The sequence below is a fragment of the Ruegeria arenilitoris genome, assembly GCF_013032855.1.
GTDB lineage: Bacteria > Pseudomonadota > Alphaproteobacteria > Rhodobacterales > Rhodobacteraceae > Ruegeria > Ruegeria arenilitoris.
In genome coordinates this window covers 587520-608335 of the sequence record NZ_WQDA01000002.1, presented here as the reverse complement: position 1 = coordinate 608335, position 20816 = coordinate 587520, and the positions used below count along the sequence as shown (strand labels likewise).

General features: G+C 64.5%; 19 protein-coding genes. 10 read left to right on the top strand and 9 right to left on the bottom strand.

Annotated elements, in window-relative coordinates; translation table 11 throughout:
• Window positions 1-22: 22 nt before the first annotated feature.
• Window positions 23-805 carry a crotonase/enoyl-CoA hydratase family protein gene (locus tag GOW72_RS09250; protein ID WP_170366637.1) on the top strand — a complete coding sequence of 261 codons (783 nt, stop codon included), beginning with the start codon at window positions 23-25 and terminating at the stop codon, window positions 803-805.
• Between the two features lie 26 nt (window positions 806-831).
• Here GOW72_RS09250 and GOW72_RS09245 read toward each other — a convergent pair whose 3' ends face one another.
• On the bottom strand, window positions 832-1998 hold the full coding sequence (locus GOW72_RS09245) for a benzoate/H(+) symporter BenE family transporter (RefSeq protein WP_170366636.1): 1167 nt from the start codon (window positions 1996-1998) through the stop codon (window positions 832-834).
• Window positions 1999-2126: 128 nt separating this feature from the next.
• Entirely contained in the window at window positions 2127-5288 is a 3162-nt protein-coding gene (locus GOW72_RS09240) for a valine--tRNA ligase (protein WP_170366635.1), read from the bottom strand.
• A 145-nt stretch (window positions 5289-5433) separates the two neighbouring features.
• Here GOW72_RS09240 and GOW72_RS09235 point away from each other — a divergent pair, with 145 nt between their 5' ends.
• Window positions 5434-7725, top strand: coding sequence for a xanthine dehydrogenase family protein molybdopterin-binding subunit (locus GOW72_RS09235; RefSeq protein WP_170366634.1), 2292 nt, complete (start codon window positions 5434-5436; stop codon window positions 7723-7725).
• Complete coding sequence (locus GOW72_RS09230) at window positions 7703-8782, top strand: DUF2235 domain-containing protein (RefSeq protein ID WP_170366633.1); 1080 nt, start codon at window positions 7703-7705, stop codon at window positions 8780-8782. Before GOW72_RS09235 ends, GOW72_RS09230 begins: the two co-directional genes overlap by 23 nt.
• A 3-nt stretch (window positions 8783-8785) precedes the next feature.
• Here GOW72_RS09230 and GOW72_RS09225 read toward each other — a convergent pair whose 3' ends face one another.
• A complete protein-coding gene (locus GOW72_RS09225) occupies window positions 8786-9430 on the bottom strand; it encodes an NUDIX hydrolase (protein ID WP_217358122.1) in 645 nt (214 codons plus the stop codon).
• Window positions 9431-9435: 5 nt separating this feature from the next.
• The gene (locus GOW72_RS09220) at window positions 9436-10014 is read right to left on the bottom strand and encodes a GcrA family cell cycle regulator (protein WP_005977688.1); all 579 of its coding nucleotides are present in this window, start codon (window positions 10012-10014) and stop codon (window positions 9436-9438) included.
• A 126-nt stretch (window positions 10015-10140) separates the two neighbouring features.
• On the opposite strand from GOW72_RS09220, the gene GOW72_RS09215 reads away from it, so the two are divergent.
• Complete coding sequence (locus GOW72_RS09215; RefSeq protein WP_093962716.1) at window positions 10141-10944, top strand: ABC transporter permease; 804 nt, start codon at window positions 10141-10143, stop codon at window positions 10942-10944.
• Here GOW72_RS09215 and GOW72_RS09210 read toward each other — a convergent pair.
• The gene (locus tag GOW72_RS09210; RefSeq protein ID WP_170366632.1) at window positions 10941-12176 is read right to left on the bottom strand and encodes an MFS transporter; all 1236 of its coding nucleotides are present in this window, start codon (window positions 12174-12176) and stop codon (window positions 10941-10943) included. The genes GOW72_RS09215 and GOW72_RS09210 overlap by 4 nt on opposite strands.
• A gap of 107 nt (window positions 12177-12283) precedes the next feature.
• Complete coding sequence (locus GOW72_RS09205; RefSeq protein ID WP_170337989.1) at window positions 12284-13168, bottom strand: DMT family transporter; 885 nt, start codon at window positions 13166-13168, stop codon at window positions 12284-12286.
• A gap of 306 nt (window positions 13169-13474) precedes the next feature.
• On the opposite strand from GOW72_RS09205, the gene GOW72_RS09200 reads away from it, so the two are divergent.
• The 3 genes from GOW72_RS09200 (at window position 13475) to GOW72_RS09190 (ending at window position 16059) form a co-directional block, all read left to right on the top strand.
• The gene (locus tag GOW72_RS09200) at window positions 13475-14656 is read left to right on the top strand and encodes an aspartate aminotransferase family protein (RefSeq protein ID WP_170366631.1); all 1182 of its coding nucleotides are present in this window, start codon (window positions 13475-13477) and stop codon (window positions 14654-14656) included.
• 74 nt (window positions 14657-14730) lie between these two features.
• The gene (gene argF / locus GOW72_RS09195) at window positions 14731-15657 is read left to right on the top strand and encodes an ornithine carbamoyltransferase (protein WP_170366630.1); all 927 of its coding nucleotides are present in this window, start codon (window positions 14731-14733) and stop codon (window positions 15655-15657) included.
• Between the two features lie 57 nt (window positions 15658-15714).
• Window positions 15715-16059 carry a 5-carboxymethyl-2-hydroxymuconate Delta-isomerase gene (locus GOW72_RS09190; RefSeq protein ID WP_170337995.1) on the top strand — a complete coding sequence of 115 codons (345 nt, stop codon included), beginning with the start codon at window positions 15715-15717 and terminating at the stop codon, window positions 16057-16059.
• 14 nt (window positions 16060-16073) lie between these two features.
• Here GOW72_RS09190 and GOW72_RS09185 read toward each other — a convergent pair whose 3' ends face one another.
• Both GOW72_RS09185 and GOW72_RS09180 read right to left on the bottom strand, forming a co-directional pair.
• A complete protein-coding gene (locus GOW72_RS09185; RefSeq protein ID WP_170366629.1) occupies window positions 16074-16679 on the bottom strand; it encodes a ferric reductase-like transmembrane domain-containing protein in 606 nt (201 codons plus the stop codon).
• A gap of 6 nt (window positions 16680-16685) precedes the next feature.
• The gene (locus tag GOW72_RS09180; protein ID WP_170366628.1) at window positions 16686-17174 is read right to left on the bottom strand and encodes a peptidase associated/transthyretin-like domain-containing protein; all 489 of its coding nucleotides are present in this window, start codon (window positions 17172-17174) and stop codon (window positions 16686-16688) included.
• 205 nt (window positions 17175-17379) lie between these two features.
• Between GOW72_RS09180 and GOW72_RS09175 the strand changes: the two genes are divergently transcribed.
• From GOW72_RS09175 to GOW72_RS09165, 3 genes are all read left to right on the top strand, one after another.
• On the top strand, window positions 17380-18222 hold the full coding sequence (locus tag GOW72_RS09175; protein WP_170358271.1) for a phytanoyl-CoA dioxygenase family protein: 843 nt from the start codon (window positions 17380-17382) through the stop codon (window positions 18220-18222).
• 102 nt (window positions 18223-18324) lie between these two features.
• Entirely contained in the window at window positions 18325-19287 is a 963-nt protein-coding gene (locus GOW72_RS09170; RefSeq protein WP_170366627.1) for a pirin family protein, read from the top strand.
• A 78-nt stretch (window positions 19288-19365) separates the two neighbouring features.
• Window positions 19366-20361 (top strand): 2-dehydropantoate 2-reductase, encoded by a 996-nt coding sequence (locus tag GOW72_RS09165; protein ID WP_170366626.1) that lies wholly within the window; start codon window positions 19366-19368, stop codon window positions 20359-20361.
• Here the strand turns inward: GOW72_RS09165 and GOW72_RS09160 are convergent.
• The gene (locus GOW72_RS09160) at window positions 20358-20813 is read right to left on the bottom strand and encodes an NUDIX hydrolase (protein WP_170366625.1); all 456 of its coding nucleotides are present in this window, start codon (window positions 20811-20813) and stop codon (window positions 20358-20360) included. The two genes, GOW72_RS09165 and GOW72_RS09160, sit on opposite strands and share 4 nt — an antisense overlap.
• Between the last annotated feature and the right edge of the window lie 3 nt (window positions 20814-20816).

The window sequence follows — 20816 nt, the reverse complement described above, 5'->3', positions numbered from 1 at the left end:
AACATCAAACCCGGAGGCCCAGATGGCGCGCGTATCAGTCGAATACAGGAACCACATCGCCCATGTCACCCTGACCCGCGGCGACAAGATGAACGCGCTGGATGATGCGACGGTCAAGGCGATCCTGGCAGCGGGGCAAGAGGTCGCCGCCTCGGACGCCCGGGCCGTGGTCCTGTCGGGCGAGGGCAAAAGCTTCTGCGCTGGGCTCGACATGGCCAGTTTCGCGGCCATGGCGCACAAGGACCCGACCGAGTGGCTGATGACCCGCAGCCATGACGACGCGAATGAGATGCAGGAACTGGCGCTGATCTGGCGCCGCGTGCCGGTGCCGGTGATCTGCGCCATTCAGGGCGTGGCCTATGGCGGTGGCCTGCAGATCGCGCTGGGCGCCGATATCCGGATCGCCCATCCCGATGCCAAGCTGGCCGTGATGGAGATGAAATGGGGCATCATCCCCGACATGGGCGGCATGGTCCTGTTGCCGAAACTGGTACGGTCCGACGTGCTGCGCCTGCTGACCTATACCGCGCGGCCCATCGGTGCCGCCCAGGCCGCCGACTGGGGGTTGGTCACCAGCCTGTCGGATGATCCGCTGACCGAAGCCATCGCGCTGGCCGAGGATATTGCGGGCAGGAGCCCCTCGGCCATCCGCGCCGCGAAACGCCTGATCGAGGTGGCCGAAACCAAGTCGCGCGCCGAGGTTCTGCTGGCCGAATCCGCCGAACAGGTCGAGCTGATCGGCAAACCCGACCAGATGGAAGTGGTGATGGCCCAGATGCAGGGCCGCAAGCCCGAGTTCAAGTAAACTCGCGGGCCGCGGCCAGGTGGGCCTCAGCCCCGCAGGCGCGTCGTCACCCCATAGGCGATGCCGCCTGCCAGCAGACCCCAGACCGCCGCGCCCAGGCCAAACACGGTGATGCCCGAGGCGGTGATGGCAAAGGTCAGGATCGCGGCTTCGCGCTCGGCCGGAACCTCGAGCGCGGCGAAGGTGGCGTTGGCCATGACCCCGATCAGCGCCACGCCGGTCAACGTGCCCATCAGCATCGGATCGGCATGGGCGGCAAACCCGGTGATGGCCACGGCGAATACCCCGAACAGGCAATAGAACACCCCGGCCATGACCGCAGACCAATAGCGCTGATCCCGGTCGGGGTGGCTGTCCTCGTTCGAGCACATGGCGGCGGTGATGGCCGCGAGGCAAGTCGCCGGCGCGCCGAAGGGGGCCGACAGGATGCTGGCCCCGCCCACCGCCGAGAACAGCCGCCCTGCGACCGGGGCATAGCCAAAGCTGCGCACGACCGCGATGCCGGGGATGTTCTGCGTGGCCATCGTGACCACGAACAGCGGCACCCCGATGCCGATCATCGACGCCACCGAGAAGGTGGGCGTGATCCAGACCGGCGCAGCCAGCAGGTGGTCGGGGCGGACCGACGGTCCGTCAGAGAACAGAACTACGACCAGCGCGGCGGCCAGTACGGCGGCGGGAACCGCCAGCAGTCTGTGCACACGTCCGGCGATGAACCAGGTCAGGATCACCGGCAGGGCCTGCCAGGGGATCTCGACCGCGGCCTGGAACGGGACGATGCACAGCGGCAGCAGCACCCCTCCCAGCATTGCCTGCGCCAAGGAGGTGGGAATAGCCGCTGCCAACCGTCCCAGCGGGTGCCACATCCCGGCCAGCACGGTCAGCGCACCCGCAAACAGGAATGCGCCGATGGCACCCGAGAAACCCGCGGCCGGCGCGGCCGAAACCGCCAGCAGCGCCGCACCGGGCGTGGACCAGGCCACGCTGATCGGTTGGCGGTACCACAGGCTGAGCACGATCGCCGCCAGCCCCATGGCAAGGGCGGCCATCATCAGCCCCGATGCCGCCTGCGGCCCCGAGGCGCCCATGGCATCCAGCCCCTGCAGGACAATCGGAAAGGAACTGAAAAAGCCGACTACGGCCACGACCAGCCCGGTAGAAACGGTCTGCATCGGCGGAAAGGGTCTGGACATGGAGGCCTCGGTGGATTGGTCCCGAGATTGCTAGCAACCGTTTGGCCCGGTGAACAGGGCCGGGTGCAAAAAACCCCGCCGGGCGTGCGCGGCGGGGTTTCGTCAAGCTTATGCGAGGGGCTGACGGATCAGGCGATCTCGGCCAGTCGGGCCAGCGCCTCGTTTATGCGGGCCTCTTCCTCTTCGCGGGCGGCGAGGTTGGCCTTGGCCTCTTCCACCACCTCTTCCGGGGCCGAGGCCACGAATTTGGGGTTGTTGAGACGCCCGCGCAGACCGCCCAGTTCCTTGGCCAGTTTGCCCTTGGCTTTTTCCAGCCGTTCCTTCTCGGCGCCGATGTCGATGATGTCGGCCAGCGGCAGGCCAAAGGACGCGCCGGGCGCCGCGATCGAGATCGTGCCCTTGGGCAACGTGTCGGCCTTGGTCAGGCTGTCGATCCGGGCCAGCCGTTTGATCAGCGCCTCGTTCCGGTCCCAGGCGGCCTGGCCGTGGGCGTCGATCTCGGTCACCAGCATCGGCACGTACAGGCCCGCCGGAACGCGCATCTGGGCGCGGGCCGAGCGGGTGTTCTCGATCACCGAGATCACCCAGTTCATCTCGCGATCCGCGTCGGCATCGACCAGATCGGCGGCGGCATAGCTGGGCCAGTCGGCATGCACCAGCATCTTGGCACGGGTGCCGGTCAGGCCCCACAGCTCTTCGGTGATGAAGGGCATGATCGGGTGCAGCAGGACCAGGCACTGATCCAGAACCCAGCGCATGGTGGCGCGGGTCTCGGCCTGGGCCTCGGCATCGTCGCCCTGCAGCAGCGGTTTGGACAGTTCCACGTACCAGTCACAGACCTTGCCCCAGACAAAGGCATAAAGCGCATTGGCCGCGTCATTGAAGCGATAGCTCTCCAGCGCCGCGTCGACCTCTTCCCGCACGCGGGCGGTTTCGCCGATGATCCAGCGGTTCACGGCGGCCTTGGGCTGCAGGTCGGCCACGTCCAGTTGCGGGACGGCGTCGGTGAAGACCTCGTTCATCTCGGCAAAGCGGACGGCGTTCCACAGCTTGGTGCCAAAGTTACGATAACCGGTGATCCGCTCGCGCGACAGTTTCAGCACGCCGCCGATCGCCGCCATCGAGGCGTTGGTAAAGCGCAGCGCGTCGGCGCCGAACTCGTCCACGATTTCCAGCGGGTCGATGACGTTGCCGGTGGTCTTGGACATCTTCTTGCCCTTCTCGTCGCGGACGAGCTGGTGCAGATAGACGGTGTGGAACGGGATTTCGTTCACCACGGCTAGCTGCATCATCATCATCCGGGCGACCCAGAAGAACAGGATGTCGAACCCGGTGATCAGGACATCGGTGGGGAAGTAGCGCTGCAACTCCTCGGTTTGTTCGGGCCAGCCCAGCGTGCCGATGGGCCACAGGCCGGACGAGAACCAGGTGTCCAGCACATCCGGGTCACGCCAGACCGGATAGACCAGCTTGGTCGGATCGCGGTCGATCGCGTATTGCGCCAGGCTTTCGGCGAACCGGTGGATCGCCTCGTGCTTGTCGGCCACCTCGATCACCGTGGCGTGGCTGAGCGGGCTGGGAATGTCGGCATTGTCATCCAGGAATTTCCCGGTGACGTCCTCGAAGCTGGCGGCGCACTCCATGACCGCGCCCCGGTGCAGCATGCCGCCTTCGTTCAGCAGCCGGCCCAGTTCGACCAGGTCCAGCTCGCCGTCGTTTTCGTCATCCTTGAAATCCTCGGCCGACAGGTCCAGCCCATACCAAACCGGTATCTGGTGTCCCCACCACAGCTGGCGGCTGATGCACCAGGGTTCGATGTTCTCGAGCCAGTGGTAATAGGTCTTTTCGCCCGATTCCGGGATGATCTTGACCCGGCCGTCGCGCACCGCGTCCAGCGCGGGGCCCACGATCTTTGACGTCTCGACGAACCACTGGTCGGTCAGCATCGGCTCGATCACCACCTTCGAGCGGTCGCCGAAGGGCTGCATGATCGGTTTGCTCTCGACCAGCGGCACCAGCGCGTCGGCGCCCTCGGCATCGGGTTTCAGCGCGGTCGATCCCAGGCGCGGATCATCCGCGCGGGTCATCACGGCCAGGCCTTCGGCGGTGATCTCTTCGACCACCTTGGCGCGCGCCTCGAAACGGTCGAGGCCGCGCAGATGGTCGGGCACCAGGTTGATCGCGTCGATCTCGTTCTCGGTGAATTCGCGCCCGCGGGCATATTCCTGGGCCTTGGCGGCTTCGTCCGCGTAGGGCGCGCCGTCGGCCCGCATGTGGCCGCGCGTGTCCATCAGGCGGTACATCGGGATCTTGCCGCGCTTGGCCACCTGATAGTCGTTGAAGTCATGCGCGCCGGTGATTTTCACCGCGCCCGAGCCGAAATTCGGGTCGGGGTATTCGTCGGTGATGATCGGGATCTGGCGGCGATGCTCTTTCGGGCCCACAGGGATTTCGCACAGCTTGCCGACGATGGGCGCATAGCGTTCGTCCGACGGGTGCACCGCAACCGCGCCGTCGCCCAGCATGGTCTCGGGGCGGGTCGTGGCGATCGAGATATAGTCGCGCTCTTCCTCAAGAACGATGTTCCCGTCCTCGTCCTTTTCGACGTAGGTGTAGGTCTCGCCCCCGGCCAGCGGGTACTTGAAGTGCCACATATGGCCGGCGACCTCGATATTCTCGACCTCGAGGTCCGAGATCGCGGTCTCGAAATGCGGGTCCCAGTTGACCAGCCGCTTGCCGCGGTAGATCAGGCCCTTGTCGTACATGTCGACAAAGACCTTGATGACCGCGTCATGGAAGTTGGGGCTGTTTTCGTGGCCCGTGCGCGGGTCGCCGGCCGCGCCGGCCATGGTGAAGGCGTTGCGCGACCAGTCGCACGAAGAGCCGAGGCGTTTCAGCTGCTCGATGATGGTGCCGCCGTATTCGCCCTTCCACTCCCAGACCTTCTCGAGAAACTTCTCACGGCCCAGTTCGTTCCGGCTGGGTTGTTGCGTGGCGGCGAGCATCTTCTCGACCTGCATCTGCGTGGCGATGCCGGCATGGTCCTGCCCAGGCTGCCACAACGTGTCGAACCCGCGCATCCGGTGCCAGCGGATCAGGATGTCCTGCAGGGTGTTGTTGAACGCATGGCCCACATGCAGCGCACCGGTCACGTTCGGCGGCGGGATCATGATGCAAAAGCTTTCGTCGCGCGACTTGTTCGCGCCTGCCTTAAAGGCTCCGGCCTGTTCCCAGGCCTTGTAGATCCGGGCCTCGGCCTCGGCCGCGTTGAATGTCTTGTCCATCGCCATCGGGTGCGTCCTGCGTCATCGATCTTGGGTCAGCGCCTGCAATAGCGAATGGCGGAGGGAAGGGAAAGGGCCAAGCACCCCGCGCACTGGACATCCGTCGCATCAAAGCTAGGGTCGCGGTCTGAGGCAGTGAAAGGGGCGCGTCATGGAAAAGTTCGGCAAGAGCCAACCGGTCACCCGGACCGAGGATCAGCGGTTCCTGACCGGGCAGGGGCGCTACATGGACGATACGGTGCCACCCGGCGCGCTGCACGCGGTGTTCTTTCGCAGCCCGGTGGCGCATGGCGACATCACCGGGCTGGACCTCAACGCTGCCCGCGCCGCGCCCGGCGTGCGGCTGGTGCTGACCATCGATGACTTGATCGCCGCCGGGATCGACCCGGTGCTGAGCGCCACGATCCTTGTCAACCGCGACGGCACCCGCGCCGCCAATCCCCCGCGCCACATGCTGGCCCGCGACCGGGTGCGCTTCGTCGGCGAGCCGGTGGCGATGGTCGTGGCCGAAACGCTGGCGCAGGCCCGCGACGCCGCCGAGCTGATCTGGATGGACACAGCCGACCGCCCCGCCAAGCTGGACCTTGCGCCGGGCGGTGAGCCGCTGCACCCCGAGGCGCCCGACAACCGCGCCTTTGACTGGGCCGTGGGCGACGAGGCCGCGACCCAGGACGCCTTTGACGCCGCCGCCCATGTCGTGTCGCTGCAGGTGGCCGACAACCGGGTGATCGTGAACTCGATCGAGCCGCGCGGCTGCAACGCGGTCTGGTCCGACGGGCGGCTGCATTTCAGCTATGGCGGGCAGGGTGTCTGGGGGATGAAGGCGCAGCTGGCCGACAAGCTGCGGCTGGACCCGCAGGCCGTCCACGTCACCACGCCCGATGTGGGCGGCGGGTTCGGCATGAAGGCGATGCCGTATCCCGAGTATTTCTCGGTCGCGGTGGCGGCGATGCAGCTGGGCCAGCCCGTGCACTGGATGTCGGACCGGACCGAGGCGATGCTGTCCGACCACCACGGGCGCGACCTGACCTCGCTGGCCGAGCTGGCCTTTGACGAGGATCTTCGGATCACCGCCTACCGGGTCCACAGCCGCTGCAACCTGGGCGCCTACAACAGCCATTTCGGTCAGGCGATCCAGACCAACCTGTTCAAATGCGTGCTGCCCGGCGTCTATGACGTGCAGAAAACCTATCTGCGGGTCGAGGGGTTTTATACCAACACCACTCAGGTCGATGCCTATCGCGGTGCCGGCCGACCCGAGGCGATCTATGTGCTGGAACGCGCGATGGACCGCGCCGCGCGGGAACTGGGCGTCGACCCGTGGGAGCTGCGCCGCCGCAACTTCATCCGACCCGACAACTTTCCCTATGTCTCGGCCACCGGTGAAACCTATGACGTGGGCGATTTCGGAATGGTCCTGTCCCGCGCCGCCGAACAGACCGATGGTTTCGCCGCGCGCAAGGCCGCCGACGCCGAACGCGGCCTGATCCGGGGGCAGGGGCTTTGTTACTATATCGAAAGCATTCTGGGTGACCCTTCCGAAGGCGCAAAAGTCGAATTCTGTCAGGACGGAACCGTGAATCTTTATGTCGGGACGCAATCGAACGGGCAGGGGCATGAGACGGTCTATGCCCAGTTCCTGTCGGATCAGACGGGGATTCCGGCCGACCGAATCCGGGTCGTGCAGGGCGACAGCGACCGCATGGCGCAGGGCGGAGGCACCGGCGGGTCGCGCTCGGTCACGGTCCAAAGCGCGGCGACGCTGGTCACGATTGACCAGATGATTGCCGCATTCACGCCCTATCTGGCGGATAAAATGGGGGTCGAGGAAAGTAATGTGACCTTCGACCATGAAACCTTTCGCGCGCCGGGGTCGAACCTGACGCCCACGCTGATCGAAGCGGCCGAGATGGCCCGCGCGGATGGCCGCACCGACCTGCTGCAGCACGAGGCCCGCACGCGGCTTGAGGCGCGCAGCTATCCCAACGGCGCCCATGTTGCCGAGATCGTGATCGACCCGGAAACCGGCACGACGACGGTCGACCGCTATACGGTCGTCGATGATTTCGGCAATCTCATCAACCCCATGCTGGCCGAAGGGCAGGTGCATGGCGGGGTGGCTCAGGGTATCGGCCAGGCGCTGTGCGAGCACGTGGTGCATGATGGTGAGGGGCAGTTGCTCACGGCAACGTTCATGGATTACGCCTTGCCGCGCGCCGCTGACATACCCATGATTAGGTTTACCTCGGCGCCGGTTCCGTCGACCGCCAACCCCATGGGAATGAAAGGATGCGGCGAGGCAGGCACCGTTGGCGCATTGGCCGCGGTTGCAAATGCGGTGCAGGATGCGCTCTGGGATCATGGGGTGCGGCAGGCGGACATGCCGTTCACTCCGGTCAAGGTTTGGGAATTGTTGTCGAATGGTACTGTCGCGGTTCGGTAAGAAGATACTTGGATGGCTCGGCCGCCCCCTGCGGTCCGAGCATTCTGCCGAAACGCGACACCGCGAACCCATCAGTCATGTCATCATCCTGGACGGAACGATGTCTACCCTGGAGCCCGGCTTCGAGACCCATGCCGGCCAGACCTTTCGGCTGTGCCGTGAAATGGGCAATCAGGTCTCGGTCTTCTATGAAGCGGGCGTGCAATGGGAGAGCTGGAAGTCCACGCTGGACGTGATGATGGGGCGGGGGATCAATCGCCAGATCCGCAGGGCCTACGGCTATCTTGCCTCGCGGTACAAGCCCGGCGATCGGATCTACTTCATCGGCTATTCCCGCGGCGCCTATGGTGTGCGCAGCCTTGCCGGCGTCATCGATATGATCGGGCTGCTGCAGGCCGAGCATGCGACCGAGCGCAACATCAAGCAGGCCTACCGGCATTATGAGTGCAACCCGGGCGGGCAGGCCGCGCAGGACTTTCGCCGGAATTTCTGCCACGACGGCGTCGAAATTGAGATGATCGGCGTCTGGGACACGGTCAAGGCATTGGGACTGCGCCTGCCGCTGCTGTGGCGCATGGCCGAAGAGCGGCATTCATTTCACAACCACCACCTCGGGCCGTCCACCCGGCACGGGTATCATGCGCTGGCGTTGGATGAAACGCGAGAGGTCTTCACGCCAGTTCTTTGGGCGACCGCGCCGGATTTCCGCGGCCACTGCGAACAGGTCTGGTTCCGCGGCACGCATGGTGACGTCGGGGGGCAACTCAGCGGGTTCGAGCCCGCGCGTCCGCTGGCCAACATTTCGCTGGTGTGGATGCTCGACAAGGCCGAGTTGCATGGTCTGCCGCTGCCAGAAGATTGGCGCACCCGCTTTCCCACTGATCCCCATGCACCGTCGGTCGGGACGTGGCGGGGGTGGGGCAAGATCTTCCTGCTGCGCAAGCATCGCACCGTAGGTCAGGACCCGTCCGAACGCCTGCATGTCTCGGTTTCGCCCGACGAACTGCCCAAATGGGTGCACCTGCCGGCAGGACCACATTCGCACCCGGCGCAGTAACGGTCAGTCAAACATCGCCGGGCTGGATGACTTGCCGTTCGCTTGAAACGCATCGTGGATGTCTTTTTCCAGATTGCGTGTCAGGGACAGGTCCGGCAACGCATCCGGGGCGAAAAACGCCGCTTCGCTGGTTTCGGGGCCCGGTATCGGGGTGGCGGCATCGAAAGGGCTACACAGGAAGAACAGTTTGTAGAAATCCCGTGGATCTGCCGGGTAGGGATGCCGTGCCTTGTGGCGTACGGCATAGAGTGTCTGCGCCGCGACACGCAGACCGGCTTCCTCCAAGACTTCGCGTTCGATGTTCTCCGACGGAGAGCTGCCGATATCGGCAAAACCGCCAGGCATCGCCCACAACCCGTCGCTGCGTTCCCGTACCAGCAGGATACCGCCGTTGCGAATTACGGCGGCGCGGATGTCGATGCTGGGTGTTGAGTATCCGCCCGAGTGGGCAGGCATCGCCATTTCGATCTGTGACAAAGGCACCCGACCCAGGTCGGCCAGCATCGCGTGGGCCATTCCGGCGATCTCGTCATAACGTTCGCGGTCGAACGGATCGGTGGTGAAATGCTGGCCGGTTTCGGCCAGCGCCAAAAGCCGTTTGGCCCGGGCCAGCCAGGTATCCTCCATCGCTGTCGGATCCTGGCGCATGGGCCTCAGCGCCGCCGGTCGCGGCGCGAGCTCATGGGTTGGAAGGCGACGCCCACATGTGCCTCGCAATAGGGTTTGCCCGGCTCGGCCGGCAGACCGCAGAACCAGAAATCATCCGTGGCCGGATCGCCCACGGGCCATTTGCAGGTCTTTTCGGTCAGTTCCATCAGGGTCAGCTTCTTGGCCTTCTTCTCGACCTCGTTGACCTTGGCCAGTGCCTCGGGGCTGATTTCATTGGCCGAAGGCTGCGGCGGCAGCGGCTGGCCGGCCGGAATGATCTGGCGGCGCGGCGGCGTGGCCGGCTTTGCCTCGGCGGCCGGCGCGGCTGCTGCAGGGCGGGCCGGTTCGGTCTTGGGGGCGGGTTTGGGCTTGGCCTCGGCCTTGGGTGCGGGGGCCGGTTTTTCCTTGGGCTCGGCCTTGGCCGGTGCGGCGCCGGCGGTCCGGTTCGACAGGCCCAGGCGATGGACCTTGCCGATCACCGCATTGCGGGTGACCCCGCCCAGTTCCTTGGCGATCTGGCTGGCCGACTGGCCTTCGCCCCACATTTTCTTGAGCAGTTCAACGCGCTCGTCTGTCCAGGACATGGGTAGCCTTTCAAAAGCGGGAAAGCGGCCTCGGTCACGGGCCGCCTTCGGAATTCGTCTCAGCGCCCTATTCTAATCACTGCGGGCCGAGTTACAAGCGGTCATCGAATCAGATTGGGGGCAGGAATGCAGAATCTCGCGGATCAGGACATGCGCCGTTTCGGAGCGGTCAACTGGATGGGGTTGTGGACACTGGCCCAGCGCGAAACCCTGCGCTTCCTGGCGGTCTGGACGCAGACCCTGCTGGCGCCTCTGGTCACAGCGGGGCTGTTCCTGCTGATCTTCAACATCGCCGTCGGCCCGGGGCGGCCGGATGTCATGGGCGTGCCCTTCCTGACATTCCTGGCGCCCGGGATCATGATGATGACAGTGATTCAGAACGCCTTTGCCAACACTTCGTCCTCGATGGTGATCTCGAAAGTGCAGGGCAACATCGTCGATACCCTGATGCCGCCGCTGTCCCCGCTCGAGATTTTGCTGGGCTATCTGGCGGGCGGCATCGCACGGGGTGTGCTGATCGCGTTGATGCTGGCCGCTGCGCTGGCGCTTGGCTTGGGGCTGATGCCGCAGCATCCCGCGCTGGCCTTGGTTTTCGTCATTCTTGGGGGTGCGTTCATGGGCGCGCTGGGCCTACTGGCAGGGGTCTTCGCCAACAAGTTCGATCAGATGGCCGCCATCACCAACTTCATCGTTACTCCGTTGGCGTTTCTGTCCGGCACCTTCTACTCGGTCGACGCGTTGCCGCCGTTGCTGAACAGGATCAGCCACGTGAACCCCGTTTTCTACCTGATCGACGGATTGCGATATGGCATGATCGGAGTGTCGGACAGCAACCCGATGTTGGGGATGGCCGTCTGTTTGCTGTCCACCCTGCTGATCTGCGCCGTCATCTGGCAAATGCTGCGGACCGGTTACCGTTTGAAGGCCTAGGCGGCTTCGGACAACGAACCGGGCTGTAGCGGCACGCGGGGGCGTCCCAGCCGCGGATGCAGTCGCGCGGCCACGGACCAGGCGCCCAGCAGTGCAAACCCACCTGCTGCAAAAACACCAGCCACCGGTGTCGCCAGCAACACCAAGGCGGCAACGCCCGGTGTCAGAATTCCCGAAACGTCGCGATAGCTGGAATAGATTGCGGACATCTCTGTCCGCTCGGACGGCTTCACCGCCATCAAGAATGGCAGACCGGCACAAATGTCCAGCACGATCAACCAGATTGACCCCATGACCAGTGCGACGACCGATGCCACCGGCCAGCCCGAGAGAATTGCAGCCAACAGAAAACATGTGGCGCAGGCGGCAAAGCCCGTTCGTACGGCGCTGCGCAGAGACCGGTTCTGGACCCAGCGCAGAATCAGGGGGGCAGCAAACAGCATGGCGTTCGTGGCTGATAAAAGCGTGCCGCCCAATTGCTCACCCAACCCGTTTTCGATGGCGAAAATCGGAAGGTAGACCACATAGATCCACCAGCCACAGGACCGGATCATGGCAAACAGATACCCGGCCACCAGCCGTGGTTGGGCAAAGAACCGTGGTAGAAAAGACAGCGGATTTTTCGTTGCCCTCCTGGCCTTGGTAATCAGTTTGCCGTTGCCCAGACGCATGGCCCAGAACATGATCAGCATCCCGGTGGCGGCGGTCGCGCTGATGATGAAAGGGGCCGGCGCCCATAATTCCATCAGCATCACGCCTGCCATCGGCCCCGCTGTCCAACCCAGCGCGCTGTAGAACATCCGGCTTGTTTCGCAGCGGCCGAGCTCGATCTTGCTGATGTAGTCCAAAACGTAGGCGTTGAAGCAGATGAAAGTAACCACCGCGGCAACGGTGTTCAGCGCAAGCGCGCCGATCACGGCCTCGGGGCTGCCGTCGATGGCCAGCAGAGCGCCGGTGATGAACATAACGCAGCCGGCTGTGTAGGCCCATCGGCGGGGGACATAGCGGATCAGGAACGGCACCATCAGTCCGGCCAATAACGAAACGAGGCCGACCAGAAAGTAAACGAGCGAGACGAACCCGGCGTCGCCCATGGCCCGGTACATCACCAAGGGGAATACGGAAATCAGGATGCCGCGAACCACGGCCTCGAACCCGGCAAGTATGCCGAACTTGCGAACGGAGGGCGCGGGCGCATGACGGACCCATTCCGGGATTCGGCGTTCGTGCATCGGGCAATCTCTCTAACCAACGGCATTCAGGGTGCGTCATGCGGTGTCGGTTTCATGAGAGTTTGCGACATCGGGGTCGCCTGCGGACAAGGCCGTAGAAAAAAATTCTAGCGGCGTCTGGCTCGCGCCTCGCGCCAGACAAGGATCAGCGCTCCGGTCAGAATGACCCCTGAGCCCAGCAAACTGACCCAATCCGGAACGACCCGGAACACCGCAAAGTCATAAAGCGCGGCGAATATCAGCGTTGCATAGCTGATTGGCGCTACGAACGAGGCATCTGCCCGGGCCATTCCATTGACGAAGCAGGCCTGCGCGCAAGCCATCAGAAAACCAATGCCGGCCAAAGCCGCCCACTGAGCGGGCGATGGTGGCTGCCAGACGGTTGCGACCGCGATGCTGGCAATCGTCAAGCCCATGGCATTGTTGATGAGCAGGATCTGGATGGGGCTCTCGCGGCCAGACAGCTTTTTGATGAAGATCAGTTCCATCCCGATCACTGCCGCCGCCGCCAAGGCCAGCAGAGCCGCGGGTTGAAAGCTGTCGGGGGTCGGGCGCAGCAGGATGATGGCCCCCGTCAAAGCCACCGCCGCCGCCAACCAGCGCCAAGGCCCCACGGTCTCTTTCAGCAGAGGAATGGCCAGAACCATCGCGAAAACAGGGTTCAGAAACGATATCGCCGTGGCATCGGCTATGGGGATATAGGCGACCGACGCGAACATCAGAGTAATGCCAGTCCACCCGAAGCTGGTGCGTCCGACATGCAGGCCCCAGTGGGGACGCCGTAGTTGGGGACGCAGAACGCCAACCGCTGCCACGATGACCACAAATGCGAACAGGAACCGGCCATGGCTGATCTGCATCGGGTGCAGGGGCGGGCCCAGTGTCTCGGTGCCCAGTGCTTTGGCCAGCAATGTCGTGCCCGCGATGAAAGCGCTGGCGCAGAAGATAAGTACGGCTGCCAGGGCAGGGTTGTGGGCTTGTGGTGAGAACATGGGCCATCGGTGCGCCAGGGTAAGAGAAATGACAAGCCCGAATTGCAAGGCGCTCGACCCGCGCCTGCAAAAAATCCATGGGCGGATACATTTTGCCTTTCCACACTGGGCTGGCCCCGCTATACCGGCGCCCATGATCAAACTCGTGCATATCCTGCCGCTCCGACGTCGACGCATCATTGCGTAACCGGCCCGTTTGATCCTGCGCGCGCGAACCAAATCCGCGCATCTCTCACCAAATCTGTTGACGAACCCGGTCTCAGTGTTTCAGTCACTGGGTTCAAGTTTTCCAAAAAGGATGATCCGATGATCCCGTCCGTTCTGCCGACCTACAATCGTGCTCCGCTGACCTTCGTGAAGGGCGAAGGCGCCTGGCTGACCGAGGCGGACGGCCGACGTTTCCTTGATCTGGGCGCGGGGATCGCGGTGAATGCGCTGGGCCATGCCCACCCGGCACTGGTCAATGCCCTGACCGACCAGGCGCACGCGCTGTGGCACGTGTCGAACCTGTACCATATTCCGCAGCAGCAGGCGCTGGCCGACAAGCTGGTGGATCTGACCTTTGCCGACACGGTGTTTTTCACCAATTCGGGCACCGAGTCATGCGAGTTGGCGGTCAAGATGGCCCGCAAATACTTCTACGATCAGGGGCAACCCGAGCGGGTGGAGATCATCACGTTTGATGGGTCTTTCCATGGGCGTTCTTCAGCGGGCATCGCCGCTGCCGGGTCCGAGAAAATGACCAAGGGGTTCGGCCCGCTGCTGCCGGGGTTCGTGCATGTCGCCTTCGGCGATCTGGACGGTGTGACCAACGCGATCAGCGACAAGACCGCCGCGATCATGATCGAGCCGATCCAGGGCGAGGGCGGCATCCGCCCCGTCCCCGATGTCGAGCTCAAGGCCCTGCGCCAGATCTGCGACGACAACGGCTTGCTGCTGATCCTCGACGAGGTGCAGTGCGGCGTCGGCCGGACCGGGAAACTCTTTGCCCATGAATGGGCGGGCATCACGCCCGACATCATGATGGCGGCCAAGGGTATCGGTGGCGGCTTCCCGTTAGGTGCGGTGCTGGCTACCGAAGCGGCCGCCAGCGGCATGACCGCGGGCACCCATGGGTCGACCTATGGCGGCAACCCGCTGGGCTGCGCGGTGGGCTGCGCGGTTCTGGACCACGTGGCAACCCCGGCCTTCCTGGACGGCGTCAACCGAAAGGCGGGTCTGCTACGCCAAAAGCTCGAGGGCCTAGTCGCCGATCACCCCGACGTGTTCGAAGAGGTCCGCGGATCCGGCCTGATGCTGGGCCTGAAATGCAAAGCGCCCAACACCGATGTTGTCGCGGCCGGTTATGAAAACGAAGTCATCACCGTGCCCGCGGCCGACAACGTGATCCGCCTGCTGCCGCCGCTGACCCTGACCGAGGATGACATTGCCCAGGCCCAGATCCGCCTCGAGAAAGCCGCCCGGCAGGTTCAAGGCCAACTCGCCTAGGCCTGACGCCCCCTATTCCCGAATACGCCGGGGGCGGTGCCCCCCGGCAACCGACAGTGAAAAAGCGAACCGACATGAACCATTTCCTTGATATCCACAAAACCGACGCCGCCGCGCTGCGGTCGATGATCGACCAGGCCGGCGCGATGAAGCAGGCCCGGTTGGGCCGTCCCAAGGCCGCGCCCGACGACGAACAGCCGCTGGCCGGCCGCATGGTGGCGCTGATCTTCGAAAAACCTTCGACCCGGACCCGCGTTTCTTTCGATGTGGGCGTACGCCAGATGGGCGGTCAGACCATGGTGCTGTCGGGCAAGGACATGCAGCTGGGCCATGGCGAGACCATTGCCGACACCGCCCGCGTGCTGTCGCGCTATGTCGACATGATCATGATCCGCACCTTTGACGAAACCATCCTGACCGAGATGGCCGAATACTCGGACGTGCCGGTGATCAACGGCCTGACCGACCGCACCCATCCCTGCCAGATCATGGCCGACGTGCTGACCTATGAAGAACACCGCGGCCCCATCGACGGGAAAAAGGTGGTCTGGACGGGTGACGGCAACAATGTCTGCGCCTCGTTCCTGCACGCGGCGGGCCAGTTCGGCTTTGACCTGACCTTCACCGGCCCCGCCCAGTTCGATCCCGAGGAAGAGTTCATGGGTTTCGCCCGCCAGAAGGGCTCGAAGGTGGTGATCGAACGCGACCCGTACAAGGCCGTCGATGGCGCTGATCTGGTTGTGGCCGACACCTGGGTTTCGATGCACGATTCCCAATCCGCGAAGGAACGCCGGCACAACCTGCTGCGGCCCTATCAGGTCAACGCGGAGCTCATGTCCCATGCCAAACCCGACGCCCTGTTCATGCACTGCCTGCCCGCCCACCGCGAGGAGGAAGCGACCTCCGAGGTGATGGATGGGCCGAACTCGGTGATCTTTGACGAGGCCGAAAACCGCCTGCATGCGCAGAAGGCGGTAATGCGCTGGTGTTTGGGGGTCTGAAGCCCCCTCAGACATTCAATGGGAGCCACTGGTTCTCTTTCGTTCTTGGAGGCTCCCATGCCGCACGTCGTCTTGGAATTTTCAGCCGGACTTGAGCAATCGCATGATTTTCAAGCCATATGCGAAGAACTCTATAGGGTCCTCGCCGCGCATGAGGAGTTTGACGCACCAACGCTCAAAATCCGCGCGATGCCGATCCCATATTCCTTCATCGGGACCGAGCCGCAGACCTTCATCCATGCCTCTCTGTTGCTGATGCAGGGACGGGATGAACGGACGCGAGCCGAGCTGAACGCGATCATTCTGGATGTTCTGGCCGCCGCGGCGCCGAAGGTCGGCAACATTACCGTACGGGATGTAGAGATGAACCGCGCAACCTATGCCAAGCGCCTGGCGACCTGACGTGCGCCCGTCGCTTAACCCCGCGGTTTCACGTCCCAGACCTGCAATCTGATCAACGCTCGGACGCAGGCGAATAATACAAGCCCGCACAATGTGGCCTTGGTGACGGTTTCCATTGCGCCCTCGATCAGCAGGGCATGAACGACCGTGCCTAGGATGGTCACAAGCGCAAGACTGGCATGGGCCAACCGCCAAAGGCGGAACCGCCATCCCAGCCGGCTGCGCAACGCGGCCAACACAACGGCGGCGAACGCTGCCCACATGGCCGCCACGCCCCAAGCCGAGAACGGGGTGGGGGACCGGAACAGCAGGGCATCCACCACGTCCGGGGGGCTGGTGATCCACAACCCGCCCACATGCAGGGCAATCATGGCGATCAGGGCGATGCCGACCCAGCGGTGCACCATTCGGCTGTTCATCGCGGTCAGCCCCGGCAACATGCGCGCGGCCAGCAGCGGCTGTACCAGCAGCAATCCCAACCCGATGACTCCGGCAAAGCCCGCAGCGATGTAGATCGGGCTGCGCCAGGCCAGATACGGGCTGAACCCCGCCACCACCACGGGCACCGCAACGGCCGCGATCAACGCCAGCCAGACCGCAAGGACGCCCGGGCGCGGCACCGTGGTTCAGACCGGTTGCAGAACGAAATGCGCGGCGAGGGTCTTGTCGCGCGCACTGGACATGATCGGGCGCAGGAAGACGGTCTCGAATTCGCCGCTGTCATAGGCCAGATGTCCATGCGGCTGACCAAAGGCCGGCACGATCTGCGGCATCTCCAGCCGGAATTCTCCGTTCGCATCGGTCAGGGTGGCACCGTGGCTTTGCGGGTCGCGCTCGTGGCCTTCTGTGGTATGCGCCCAGATCTGGATGCGCTGACCTGGCAGGGGTGCGCCGTCGCCGGCCTGCCGAACGGTGCCGGTCATCCAGAAGCCGCCGCCGCCGATCCGGTCGACGATCGGCGCGCCCGGGCGGTAGTTGTTCGATCCGCCTCGCATCGACGGGGTCGGCGCCAACCCACTGGCCCGCGCAGGCAGAATCAGCCCGCTGCCGGCCGTGGCAACCAACGCCGTGCCGGCCACTAGCATGGTTCTTCGGTTCAGTGAATCTCCGGGCATCGAAACCTCTCCTGTGCTGACCCGGCAGCTGTTCCAACCGCCACAGTGGAAGAATAGCACGATCACGACTCATTCCGAGCGTTCCGGGCAAAATCCGGCCGACCTGCAGACAAAAGCGCGTGGAATGGACCGAGACGGCAATAACCTTTGACGCCTGCGCCATTCGGGTGCGATCCTTTTCCTTGCGTCACCAAGGGGGAAGCCGATGACAGATGCCAACCTGCTGACCAAGGATGAAATCACCGCCTTCCGCCGCGATGGCGCGGTGGTGCTGCGCCAGAAATTCAGCGCGGACTGGCTGGAGTTGCTGCGCGCGGGCATCGACGCCGATCTGCAGACCCCGACCGAGAACTTCACCCGCCACACCAAGGACCCGGACGCGCCCGCCTATCTCGAGGATTACTGGGCCTGGAGCAAGATCCCCCAGTTCGAGGAATTCGTCCGCAACTCGCCCTGTGCGTCAATCGCGTCCGAGTTGCTGGGCGCCGTGCCGATCAATCTGGTGATGGACAACTGGTTCCTGCGCGAGGCCGGATCGACCTCGCGCCCGCCATTCCATCAGGACCTGTCCTATTTCGATTTCGAAGGCTCGATGTGCGTGCTGTGGCTGCCGCTTGAACCGGTCAGTAAGGACAACGGGATCGCCTTCGTGCGCGGCTCGCACCTGTGGGACAAGCTGTTCATGCGGGTGCGTTTCGCCGACGGGCACCCCAGCTATGAACCCACGCAGGTTGCAGGCCGCACCTATCACCCGCCACCGGACGTGAATGCCGATCCCGGCGCTTATGACCTGCTGCAATGGGACCTGGATCTGGGCGATTGCATCTATTTCGACATGCGCACGCTGCACGGGGGGCTGTCCTCGGTCACGCCCACGGAAACCGTGCGCCGCTTCACCCTGCGCATGACCGGGCCGGACGGGGTGATCCGGTATCGCGGCGATTGGGCCAAGGAGGAGCGGGCGCAGTTTGAGGCCGCCGGCTATGCCGAGGGCGACCGGATCGCCGGCCCGTTTTTTCCGCAACTCTGGCCCCGCGCACAGGACTGATCCGGGGCGCAGCTTGTCTGTGCGTAGATGCACTTTGTCCGCTGGTATTTTGCGCTAGATTGGCAAGGGTGAACATCCTGCCGCACCGGATTGGAGACCGACATGAGCTGGAACCCCACCCACAGCCCCGAATGCGTCAGCGAAGGTTCGGCGCTGGAGACCCTGATCATCCCGCGCGCCCGCGATCTGGGCGGGTTCGAGGTGCGCCGCGCGCTGCCCTCGGTCAAGCGTCAGTTGGTGGGGCCCTTTATCTTCTTCGATCAGATGGGACCGGCCGAGTTCATCACCGATGGCGGCATCGACGTACGCCCGCATCCGCATATCGGGCTGGGCACGGTCACCTACCTGTACCAGGGCGAGTTTGAACATCGCGACAGCCTTGGCACCCATCAGATGATCTATCCCGGCGAGGTCAACTGGATGGTCGCGGGCCGCGGCGTCACCCATTCCGAACGCACCAGCGCCGAAACCCGCGCCAAGCGGCACAGCCTGTTCGGCATCCAGACCTGGATCGCGCTGCCCGAAGCGCACGAAGACATGGCCCCCGATTTCGAACATCACAAGCAGGGCGCGTTGCCGCATATCCAGGATGCCGGTGTCAGCGCCCGGCTGATCCTCGGCTCGGCCTATGGGGAAACCAGCCCGGTCACGATGCTGTCTGAAATCTTCTATCTGGACGTGCAACTGGATCCCGGCGCCGCGTTTCCGCTGCCCGACGATCATGAGGATCGGGGCGTCTACGTCACCCAGGGCTCGGTCGAGATCGCGGGTGACCGGTTCGAGGAAGGCCGCATGATGGTCTTCCGCCCAGGTGACCGCCTGTCGGTGACTGCCGGGCCGGCGGGGGCGCGGCTGATGCTGCTGGGCGGGGCCACGATGAATGAGGATCGGTATATCTGGTGGAACTTCGTCTCGTCTTCGAAGGACAAGATCGAAACGGCGATCCGCGAATGGAAATCCGCCGATTGGGCCAACGGCGCCTTCCACCTGCCGCCGGGGGACGAAGACGATTTCATTCCGATCACTCCCGAACTGGAACGCACCAAACCCCGGCGCGCGCGCTGAACGCGACGTCAGCGCCCGCCCGGCTTGCCCGCCCGCGCGATCCCGGCGATCCTTGACGGCAAACGGGAAGGGGACGGCATGAAACTGGTGATCGCGGGCGCGGGCAGCATCGGATGCTATTGCGGGGGGCTGCTGGCCTATGCCGGCCACCACGTCACGCTGCTGGGCCGGGCGCGGGTGCTGGACCCGATCCGGCAGAACGGGCTGACCGCGACCGACTATTCGGGCCTGCGCAAAACGATCCCCGCCGACCGTCTGACCCTGTCCGATGACCCTGCCTGCCTGTCCGACGCCGATCTGGTTCTGGTCACGGTGAAAACCGGCGCCACCGCCGAGATGGCCCGCCTGATCGCCGCGCTCGCCCCGGCCGCGGCCCCGGTCATTTCGTGGCAGAACGGTATGGAAAACGCGCGCACCCTGCGCACCGCGCTGCCTGGGCGGGACGTACGCGCCGGGATGGTGCCGTTCAACGTGGTGCCTGCCGGTCCGGCCACCTGGCATCGCGCGACATCCGGCGACATCGTGATCCAGTCCGGCCCCGGCGCGCTGGCCCGCCGCTTGTCCTCGCCCGATCTGCCCGTCACCGAAACCGACGGGATCGAGGCGGTGCAATGGGGCAAGCTGGTCATCAACCTCAACAATGCTCTGAACGCGCTGTCGGGCCTGACCCTGCGCGAACAGCTATTGAACCGCGACTGGCGCCGCCTGATGGCCGATCAGATGGCCGAGGCGCTGGCGGTTCTGGCCGCCTCCGGGCATCCCGTGGCCTCGACCACGCCGCTGCCGGCCTGGATGACGCCGCATATCCTGCGCCTGCCCACGCCGCTGTTTTCGCGCATCGCGGCGCGGATGCTGACGATCGACCCCGCCGCGCGCACCTCGATGGCCTATGATCTGGATGCCGGTCGTCCGACCGAAATTGACAGCCTGCAGGGTGAGATCATTCGCCTGGGCCGCGAAACCGGCACGCCGACCCCGATCTGCGACCGGTTGGCAGCGCTGATCACGCGGGGCGAGACGGGTCCGCTGACCCCCGATCAGATCCGTGCCGGGCTGAGCGGTGCCGGCGGTTAGATCCGCAACAGCAGCTTTTTCAGCTCTGGTTCATGGACCCGTTCGGACGCCTCTTGCGGCGAGACCCACTCGCGGGTGCGTTCGTGCATTTCGGGAAATTCATCGGCCAGTTCGGTGACCCGCAGCCGATAGACCGTGGTGCAGACCGGATCGATCACGCCACTTTTGCGGACCTTGCCGTAGCAGTAGCTGCCGACCGGCTCTGGATCGACCTCGGCGGTGCGCACGCCGGCCTCTTCCCAGGCCTCCTGCGCTGCGGCTTGGGCCCCGTTCAGCCCGTCAATCGGCCAGCCCTTGGGGATGATCCACCGCCCGGTGTCGCGGCTGGTAACCAGCAGCACCTGCGTATCGGGGTCATCGCCACGGGTACACAGCGCCGCGAACTGCACGAGGCGCGGACGCTGAAACAGGGGTTTCAGAACCCCCTCCCAGAATTTGTGCAGCCATGTCATTGC